Genomic DNA, 7,735 nt, shown 5'->3' on the forward strand with positions numbered 1-7,735 from the left:
TTTATTCACTAGTATAATGGCACACTCAGTTTTCAAGTGCAGATTCCGCTTGGAGAATTTAGATCTTTTCTATACTCATAAAATACTTCCTTTGGCGTTTTATATTCCAAACAACGCATTGTCTGATTATTCAATTTGAGAATAAGGTTTCCACTATGCTTATTTATCGTAATGAGCTATGTCGTAATTAGATTTATTTACTATCAAAAAACCTAAAATGATATACCAACCAAGTACAGGCGCAGCTCCCGCGCCAATAATAGGAACTGGAAAGTTTCCAAGACCAGTTACTATAAACTGAGTAAGAAAATAACCCATATAAGCCAAAGCAAGAATTCGATCAGCATCATCTACTTTTTTTTGTTGTTTAAGAGCTAAAATTAGGGGGGCTATTAGAAGGAAGAGAGTTACTATTATTCCTAAAATACCTAAAATCCCCATTTTTAAGGCTAATCTAACTATTAGTTCCACTTGGTTGATTGCCGGTAATGCATCAGGCTGACACCAAGCTAGTATGATAATCGCGCTAATTATAATAAAAACAAAAAGGCGTATTAGGTAAGAGAGACTTCTAGTGAACAAAAAAATAATAGCCGCTCCAAATCCAAAGGCAGTCGTTTGCCCTGCATCCGGTTGAGCGACTAAAAGTAATCCTATGCTAGTGGCTAATAGCACAGCAAAGAATTTTCTTTGATTAAGTGACTTGCTGATTAAATAAAGCGTTATCGGGGCAATTAACATTGAAATGTCTAGGGGTATGTTGCCAGCAAATATCCACCGGTGGCCGTCTATACCAGAAAATAAAAAGCTAATGCCTATCAGGATAAAACTGATAAAAGATACGGTTATAATATTTCGCTCAAATCTAATTTTTAGTTTATAAGCTATCAATATAGATAATGGCAATCCTAAAAGAACACTCACTATATTCGAACTAAAAGGGAATATTGAAAGTTCGTTATAATAAGCAATGTAAATACCAAATAGGATTGCTATCAATGGAGAAAACAGCATAAAAAATAAATTAATTCTAAATATATTCATAATCCAATCAGTAAATTAAGGGGTGATTAAAATTCTTATAATTTCGTGGTTGCTATTATCATTGAATTTATAGGGATTTCATAAATGAATAAACAAGGAACCCTGTCAGTGACTAAAAAAGCAATACCGCTCGCTCTTACTTAATATTTGGTAGATATATTTGCAAATAAAACAGACCAATGTAACATGAGATAAGAATTAAATTCACCGTATGTATAAGTATAAAAAATTTGTGTTTTACTTTTCTTATCCATATCCGGGCAGGAATATTTAATTTAATAACAACTAAATATTTTATTTTCTGATTTATTTAAAATTAATGAGAAAACAATGAAAAAATTATTATGTTCGCTATTTATTTTATCATATAGCATAACTTCTTTTGCTTTTGCAGCTTTTTGCCCAACTCGAATTGATTGTCTCGCTAATACTCAATGTATGTGTTCACTTGGTGCATCATCAGCCTATTCAAGATACTTTTATTTTGAAGTTAAATTACAAAAAGGTTTCTATTATGAATGCAACTTAAAAACTTCCCTATTTAATTCAAATATTTTAGACAGCGTTTCTATTCCAAAGGGTGTCGAATATCAAGCGCCTAGTTCTCCTCGTTTCCCTTCGCAATTTATTGTTAACGCCACCAGTATGGAAAATGATGGTGAAAAAATTAGTATTAGGTTTTTAGTACCGCCTTCTGACATGGCAGATGATTTTCAAGGTATCTGCAAAATTAAAGATGATAGTATTAAAAAATATTAAGACTAAGTTTTGCCTTTGTAAGATAGACTAAGTTCAAAATTGCTAGGGTGATCATGCTATGCTTAAGTTATGTTTATTTTAATTTATGGCAGAATCCTTTGGAAAAAGACAAGCGATGGTCACAAAAAATAACGGAGAACAGTAATGCCTTAGATCTTGAACAAGGCGTTTTTACTTGGCAGGATCCTAAAAAAATTGCAGCTTCATTACTGAAATCTGCACTAAAAAGTTCTCGGCGCAAGGGAACTCCCTATCAGTCAGCGATGTCTATGTTAAATTTTTATATCAATCGTGCTGGAAAAAAATTATCTTTACAACAAAAGGAAATATTAGTTCAAGCAAAAGAAGAATTACGGGCGCTTGTAAAGAGTCAGGAACTTTAATTATTAGGTGGTCTTTAATATAAAGTTATTATTTTTAGAGTAGTTTCAATTATTTTCTTTAAATCAACCTATTCTTCTCTTAAGGTAACAATTGATAAGTCTGATCAAAATAATCAGACTTACTGAATTTTATAATGTTAAAAGTCAAACAAGTCACTAAGAAAAGAACTTTTCCTCTTTTTATAATAATGCTTTTTGTGGTTATGGCCATCGTAATGAGGTTGTGCAGCATGTGGGCTGTCGCTCTGTGTCATGCGTTCAATGATTTTATCAAGTTCGCCTCTATCTAACCAAACGCCACGGCATTGCTGGCAATAATCAATTTCAACTCCTTGTCTTTCTGACATTTGTAATGTACTGTTCTGACATACTGGGCATTGCATCCTTTATCCTCCAAATAATGACATTTTTAGGTATTAAACTCTCTTATTATAGCGCTTAAATTTTAATTTAAGTTTATTAAAAGAAAATAGAAGACAGCTGCTATTCCTCCCGCAATAATGCCAATTAAGAGATCAACGCCAATGGATAAAAGAAAAGTTAAGTTTTCTATGTAATGATGGATGGCAGGTATCCCATGCCCGATAATGCTACCTCCTACTAAAAACATAGCAATTGTTCCTGCTATAGCTAAAGTTTTCATTAAGATAGGCGCAGCATTAATCAAAGTAAGTCCAATTTGTTTAGGAGGGTACCTTTTTTCACGCAAGATAAAACCCAGATCATCTAATTTCACAATAAAAGCTACCGACATATTATTTAACCTTAATTTCTTGATTTAATACTATAACGAATATGAAATAGTATTCTTTGAAGAATACTAATGATTCTTCTTTCTAGAGTTATTTATTAGAAATCTTTATTTCCCTAAGCAGGACTTTCTCATTTAAGATGGTAAAATAAAACCCCTAATTAATATTATTGTTTTGACTAATATGGATTGCACAAAATGGATAAACAACGAATACTGTATGGCTCTATAGTGTCACCTTTTGTACGCAAAGTTTGGATAGCTCTGCGTTTGAAAAATTTAGATTTTGAAATCAAAGAAATGACTCCTTTCTTTGATGCTCATAAAGAGGTGCTCTTAAAGTTAAATCCTCTGGGCAAGATTCCTGTTTACCAAGAAGATAATTTTATCCTTGCAGATTCATCTGTAATTTGTGCCTATCTAGAAAAAGGATATCCATCGCCCGCATTATATCCTATTGAACCCAAAGTTTATGCTCAATGCTTATGGTATGAGGAATATGCTGATACAGTATTAATTCCTACGGTGAATACTATTTTCTTTAATAAAATACTTGCAAGAAAGTTTAATCGAATTCCTGATGAAGAAGCTGTAAAAATTGCTTCAGAAGAGAAACTTCCCGAAATTTTTCATTACCTTGAACAACAAATTAATCATAAACAATATTTGATAGGTAATACTCTTTCGTTGGCTGATATAAGCATGACAGTCGCTTTCCTAAATCTAGAATTGGCTGGACTGTCTATTAATAATACCCGTTGGGAAGCTCTAAGCGCGTATATTAATGAAATAGTACAAAACCCAGTTATTAAAGAAGCATTTACACAAGCGCGCGAAAGGCTTACAAGAAAATAAAGCAATCCTGTTTTAGCAAATAATCTAACTCTTTTAAAGGAACATAAGTATGTTAAAATCTAGATCATTTTTAGATCTGTTGGCAGGCTATGCAAGATAATTTGAGTCAGTTTGAAAAACGTAAACAAGAGCACATTGAATTAGCTTTATTACCGTCTAATCAGGCTTCTGAATTAAATACATTTGATCAAGTTATCTTACAGCATGAGGCGCTACCTGATCTTAATTTTAATGACCTCTCAATCACTAGCACTCGGTTTGGTAAACCTATTGATAAACCTTTTATAGTAAGTTCAATGACGGCAGGGCACCATAAAGCCAAGGCAATTAATTCTGTCTTGCTTGCAGCTTGTGTTCAAAGTGGTTGGGCAATGGGCGTAGGTTCGCAGCGACGTGAATTATTTGATAATCAGGCTGCTAAAGAATGGCATTCGCTGCGCCGCAATTTTCCTACAGTAAGCTTATTTAGTAATCTAGGAGTCGCTCAACTTTTAGAAACTTCTTTAATGCAAATAAAGCAATTAACCGATGTGTTAAATGCTGATGGATTAATTATCCACTGTAACCCTCTGCAAGAAGTCATTCAACCTGAGGGAACGCCATTTTTTAAAGGATGTTGGCAAAAGTTAGAGACGTTAGTAACGAGTTTTCATTTACCTGTTATTATCAAAGAAACAGGCTGTGGTTTCTCAGTAAGCACTTTAAAACGCTTAAATGATATAGGCGTGGCTGCTGTTGATGTAAGTGGACTTGGTGGCACACATTGGGGCCGTATTGAAGGATGTCGTTCTAAAGGTAAAATACAAGAAAAAGCAGCAGAAACCTTTAAAAATTGGGGTATAACGACAATTAATAGCGTATTGAATGCAGCCTCAATTAAACCTCGTTTTGAAATTTGGGGTTCTGGTGGCGTTCGCCATGGATTAGATGCGGCTAAATTATTTGCCCTTGGCGCTACAACAGCCGGTTTTGCAAAGCCTATGTTAGAAGCTGCCTTAGTTGATTCAGAAGAAGTGTATAAGTTGATGACTACAATAGAATATGAACTGCAGGTTGCCATGTTTTGTACTGGTAGTCGCGTGCTTGAAGATTTAAAGGGGAAAGCGTGCCTATAAGCAAAGAAGCAGGAAAATTATTTCAAGGGTTTTCTCGTTTAACGCGAGAAGAACGGTTTGAACGCCTAGTGCAATTAGGGGCACTAACCGTTGAAGATTTAAATTATCTAAATCGTGGTGGTGTACAAGATACAGTACTTGCAGATAAGCTGATTGAGAATGTCATTGGTTATTTTCAACTTCCCCTTGGAGTTGCTACCAATTTTTGTATTGATGGTGAAGATTACGTGATTCCTTTAGCCGTTGAAGAAACTTCAATTATTGCGGCCTTATCCAAAACTGCAAAATGGATTAGACAGCGAGGCAAAATTACCACTTGGGTGGACGGGGAGAATATCTTAGGTCAAATTCAACTTGCGAAAGTCAAAGATTTTGCGCGTTTTGCTGCGATATTCAATAGAAATAAGCCATTTTTAATCGAAAAAGCTAATGAAGATGTTGCATATAGTATGGTTAGACGTGGTGGTGGGGTAAGTGATCTTAAACTTCGCCATTTATTGCGTGATGATGGCGGGGATATGGCAATTATTCATTTAATGATGAATAGTTGTGATGCCATGGGCGCTAATATTATTAATCAAGTTCTAGAATACTTAAAAGAACCGATTGAAAAGCTTACAGGTGAGCAAGTCACCATGTGTATTTTATCTAACTTAAACGATCAAAAACTCACAACAGCACAAGTTACTATTAATGATGTTGAGCCAGCATTAGGTAAACGTCTAGAAGAAGCTTCTTATTTTGCTGAGCAGGATCCTTATCGCGCTGCGACTCATAATAAAGGTGTCATGAATGGCATTGATCCAGTTTTAATTGCGACAGGAAATGATTGGCGCGCTGTAGAGGCAGGCGTTCATGCTTATGCTGCCCGTGAAGGCCGTTATCAGGCTATAACTCGCTGGCGCTTTAATCAAGGTCAGCTAGTGGGTCAGATAACAGCACCTATTATTGTTGGTACAGTAGGCGGTGTGACTGCGCTGCATCCTACGGCTAAACTATGCTTAAGAATGATGGGTATTAAATCAGCTAACCACCTATCGCGTATTATTGCCGCAGTTGGATTAGTACAAAATTTAGGCGCATTAAGAGCATTATGCACAGATGGAATTATTAAAGGACATATGAAATTGCATATTGATAATTTATTGCTTGTTGCCGGTGCAACTGACCAGGAAATACCCGTATTAAAAGAACGCCTACAGCATTTACTTTTAATTAATAAACGGATTAGCCTAGCGAATGCAAACGAGCTTTTATCTTCTTTGCGTCAAGCCAATGTTGCACCATGAAATGGCAAATTCCAGCAAAAACATTTTTAGTTGGTGAGTATGCAGCGCTTATGGAGGCGCCTGCTATTGTTCTTACCACTGAACCTAATTTTGAATTAACCTTTAAGGAAAATGTTTCTTCTTTAATTCATCCTAATTCTCCTGCTGGCCGATTTTGGTGCCAGCAGGGCCAATCTTTAAATCAATTAGATTGGGTTGATCCGTATCATGGCTGTGGTGGGCTAGGTGCTTCTAGTGCACAGTTTATTGGTGCTTATTTAGCTGCTTGTTATCTAGATAAAAAGCTGCCAAACGGTGAGGATTTACTTCATACTTATTATAAGTACGCGTGGAATGGCCAAGGTGTTAAACCAAGTGGTTACGATATAATAGCGCAAGTACAACATGGTTGTGTTTATATTGATAGCTTTAATAAAACAATGAATTGTTTTGACTGGGTATTTAAAGACATTTCTTTTATTTTATTACATACAGGCAATAAGTTAGCTACCCATTATCACCTAGAATCTATGGAGCTCTCACCTAGCTTTGTAAACTTTAAACCTCTTGTAGAACAGGCTGAGAGAGCCTTTAAAGAATGTAACAGTGAAAAACTAATTACAGCGATTGATGCTTATCAACGAGAACTTACTGAGTTAAATTTAGTTGCTCCCTCTACCTTAGATTTTCTAGAACAATTTAAAACCAATAACGATATACTCGCTGTGAAGGGCTGCGGTGCCTTAGGTATGGATATTCTATTATTAATCGTACCTAGTAATAAGTTAAGCACTATAGTTAATAATTTAAGAAAAGAACAATGGTTAGTGCTTGCAACAAATCAAGATCTTTATCGAGGTAAGAACTTATTAGAATTGCATCAATTTAAAACAATCGATAATTGCAACAGCGATTAAAGAGCCTATTTAATTTTAATCAAGTTTAATAAAACAAATATTTGCCATAAGAAGTAGGAAATAATTCAGCAAACTACTTGAATTTTTAGCTTAATCCGGTATCATCACATCCTTCTTTGGGCCGTTAGCTCAGGTGGTAGAGCAGAAGGCTTTTAACCTTTGTGTCATAGGTTCGAATCCTATACGGCCCACCATTTTTGGTTATAGTGTCTACTAAGCTTTAGACAAGAAGGCGCAAGTGATTAAGGTGAAAGAGTATATAATACATGATTAAGCCAAGGTGCGCCTCAATGTCGTATAAAACTTATCGGATAGTAATATAAGCTCAAAGAAATTAGAATTACCCAGTTTGGGCCGTTAGCTCAGGTGGTAGAGCAGAAGGCTTTTAACCTTTGTGTCATAGGTTCGAATCCTATACGGCCCACCATTTTTGGTAAACAACAATTATACACCGCCTCATCGCGCTCGTAGCTCAGCTGGATAGAGTACTTGGCTTCGAACCAAGGTGTCGGGGGTTCGAGTCCCTCCGAGCGCGCCATTTTGCCTTTAAAATCAATTAGTTAAGTAAAAGCTGGGGGTCTTCCCCAAATACGGGGGCACATTAATCAACCACATAAGACTTTAACCCTTATACGATAATTTT

The 7,735-nt window shown here is 35.6% G+C and carries 9 protein-coding genes and 3 tRNA genes; 9 read left to right on the forward strand and 3 right to left on the reverse strand.

The window, feature by feature from the left end; translation table 11 throughout:
• Window positions 1-159: 159 nt before the first annotated feature.
• Window positions 160-1,044 (reverse strand): hypothetical protein, encoded by an 885-nt coding sequence (locus tag ACQUW5_RS13000; protein ID WP_444991692.1) that lies wholly within the window; start codon window positions 1,042-1,044, stop codon window positions 160-162.
• A 330-nt stretch (window positions 1,045-1,374) separates the two neighbouring features.
• Here ACQUW5_RS13000 and ACQUW5_RS13005 point away from each other — a divergent pair, with 330 nt between their 5' ends.
• Window positions 1,375-1,803, forward strand: coding sequence for a hypothetical protein (locus ACQUW5_RS13005; RefSeq protein ID WP_444991693.1), 429 nt, complete (start codon window positions 1,375-1,377; stop codon window positions 1,801-1,803).
• Between the two features lie 53 nt (window positions 1,804-1,856).
• Window positions 1,857-2,186, forward strand: coding sequence for a DUF3175 domain-containing protein (locus ACQUW5_RS13010; RefSeq protein WP_444991694.1), 330 nt, complete (start codon window positions 1,857-1,859; stop codon window positions 2,184-2,186).
• Window positions 2,187-2,323: 137 nt separating this feature from the next.
• On the opposite strand, the gene ACQUW5_RS13015 is transcribed toward ACQUW5_RS13010, so the two are convergent.
• On the reverse strand, window positions 2,324-2,569 hold the full coding sequence (locus ACQUW5_RS13015; protein WP_444991695.1) for a TFIIB-type zinc ribbon-containing protein: 246 nt from the start codon (window positions 2,567-2,569) through the stop codon (window positions 2,324-2,326).
• Window positions 2,570-2,631: 62 nt separating this feature from the next.
• Window positions 2,632-2,940: a DUF808 family protein gene (locus ACQUW5_RS13020; protein ID WP_444991696.1), complete on the reverse strand. Its 309-nt coding sequence runs from the start codon at window positions 2,938-2,940 to the stop codon at window positions 2,632-2,634.
• Window positions 2,941-3,135: 195 nt separating this feature from the next.
• Between ACQUW5_RS13020 and ACQUW5_RS13025 the strand changes: the two genes are divergently transcribed.
• The 7 genes from ACQUW5_RS13025 to ACQUW5_RS13055 all read left to right on the forward strand — a co-directional run bounded on the left by ACQUW5_RS13025 (window position 3,136) and on the right by ACQUW5_RS13055 (window position 7,630).
• Window positions 3,136-3,792 (forward strand): glutathione S-transferase family protein, encoded by a 657-nt coding sequence (locus tag ACQUW5_RS13025; RefSeq protein WP_444991697.1) that lies wholly within the window; start codon window positions 3,136-3,138, stop codon window positions 3,790-3,792.
• An 89-nt stretch (window positions 3,793-3,881) separates the two neighbouring features.
• Window positions 3,882-4,907 carry a type 2 isopentenyl-diphosphate Delta-isomerase gene (gene fni, locus ACQUW5_RS13030; RefSeq protein ID WP_444991698.1) on the forward strand — a complete coding sequence of 342 codons (1,026 nt, stop codon included), beginning with the start codon at window positions 3,882-3,884 and terminating at the stop codon, window positions 4,905-4,907.
• Entirely contained in the window at window positions 4,898-6,196 is a 1,299-nt protein-coding gene (locus ACQUW5_RS13035) for a hydroxymethylglutaryl-CoA reductase, degradative (protein WP_444991699.1), read from the forward strand. Before fni ends, ACQUW5_RS13035 begins: the two co-directional genes overlap by 10 nt.
• Entirely contained in the window at window positions 6,193-7,092 is a 900-nt protein-coding gene (locus tag ACQUW5_RS13040; protein ID WP_444991700.1) for a hypothetical protein, read from the forward strand. Before ACQUW5_RS13035 ends, ACQUW5_RS13040 begins: the two co-directional genes overlap by 4 nt.
• A 118-nt stretch (window positions 7,093-7,210) precedes the next feature.
• A tRNA-Lys gene (locus tag ACQUW5_RS13045) sits at window positions 7,211-7,286 on the forward strand.
• A 157-nt stretch (window positions 7,287-7,443) separates the two neighbouring features.
• Window positions 7,444-7,519 (forward strand) — tRNA-Lys (locus ACQUW5_RS13050).
• 34 nt (window positions 7,520-7,553) lie between these two features.
• Window positions 7,554-7,630 (forward strand) — tRNA-Arg (locus tag ACQUW5_RS13055).
• The last annotated feature ends 105 nt before the right edge of the window (window positions 7,631-7,735 follow it).

The sequence above is a fragment of the Legionella pelazae genome (assembly GCF_052527395.1).